The sequence below is a fragment of the Synechococcus sp. R55.2 genome (genome assembly GCF_047462075.1).
Lineage (GTDB): Bacteria > Cyanobacteriota > Cyanobacteriia > Thermostichales > Thermostichaceae > Thermostichus.
The window spans coordinates 1-772 of sequence record NZ_JANSIH010000194.1 but is presented as its reverse complement, the minus strand read 5'-3'; the positions used below and the strand labels follow the sequence as shown (position 1 = coordinate 772).

Sequence of the window (772 nt, the reverse complement as noted above, 5' to 3'; positions counted from 1 at the left end):
CTCCCGGCACTGACCCTACGGGTACAGTGCGGGGCTCCTGCGATTTCTAGCTGAATGTCCAACTGCCCATAACGAGATGTTTTGGACTACGGAGTGCAGAATAGACCAATAAACAGAACAGTGTCCAAATCAATTCAGATTACTCTCGCTGTTTTCGTTCATGGCTGCAGGGATCCAATGGGCAGGCTGCGCCTGGGCAAACACCTGCACTTCAGTGCTCATTTTGCGCAGTTGGCGGGCCAACTTGATCGCCTTGTCGCGGGGAAGGGGCGGGCTCACCACCGCCGGCAGACAGCGCAATAGGGGTTTCAGGGCCGTTTTGGGCAGGCGTGCGTAGAACGATAAAGCTGAAAGGATCTCATCTTCAAAATAGGGGTTGCGACACTCCAAAAGGCGCACTTGATACAACTCTGGGGGCAGAGGGCGTCCTTGGGTCAGGCGAATCAGGGATCCCACCGTTCCCATCACATAGAGTTGATCGCCTTCTTTCAACGGGGTCTTGCCCTCTTTTTGCCAGATCTTGGGAAAAACACAGGGCTTACCCGGTCGGGAGCGATGCAGCAAGATCACCAGGTCATAATCCTGGGCCAGTTGGTGCAAGGATAGCCCCAGGTAGTGGCAATGGGCAGAGACCTCCAGCAGCGTCACCAGCAGAGTTTCCCCCTGCCAAGCCAGAGTGCCGTAGACGGATCCCACCAGTGCTGCTGTGGCAAAAGCCCGTGCACCCAACCCGGTAGCACTGTAGCAGATACCCAGCGTCTGCATGTGGCGC

At 56.5% G+C, this 772-nt stretch carries 1 pseudogene; it reads right to left on the bottom strand.

The features are described 5' to 3' along the window. Positions 1-129 precede the first annotated feature (129 nt). Positions 130-772, bottom strand: a pseudogene (locus NW838_RS06740) (potassium transporter TrkA); the annotation flags it as partial.